1 pseudogene is annotated in these 394 nt (G+C 73.9%); it reads right to left on the bottom strand.

The annotated features are described in order from the left end of the window. Window positions 1–394, bottom strand: a pseudogene (locus WDW90_RS38390) (two-component sensor histidine kinase); the annotation flags it as partial.

Here is a 394-nt window from a genome sequence, read left to right as displayed (position 1 = left end):
ATGCCGGGCCCCTGGTCGGCGACGCTGAGCACGATCCCCGTCCCGGCCCGCCCTGCGGCGAGCGCGATCCGCCCGGGCGCCGCCCTGCGCGCGCCGCCCTACTTGATCGCGTTGTCGACGAGGTTGGCGAGCGCCTGCCCGACCAGCTCGCGGCTGCCCCGCAGCATCAGGCCGGATTCGGCCGACACGTCGAGGCGCAGGCCCGTCTCCTCGGCGAGCGCCTCGTAGAGCTCGCCGACCTCCCGGGTCGCGAGCCCCGCATCGAACGGAGCCATGATCTCGCTGGCGTTGCCCGCCTCGAGCCGCGCGATCATCAGGAGCGCGTTGAACACCTGGATCAGCCCGTCGCTCTCCTCGATGACCGATTCCACGGCCGCGCGCAGCGCCTCCGGCG

The sequence above is a fragment of the Methylobacterium nigriterrae genome (genome assembly GCF_037106235.1).
In the GTDB taxonomy this organism is placed as follows: domain Bacteria; phylum Pseudomonadota; class Alphaproteobacteria; order Rhizobiales; family Beijerinckiaceae; genus Methylobacterium; species Methylobacterium nigriterrae.
This window is presented reverse-complemented; position numbering and strand designations above follow the sequence as displayed.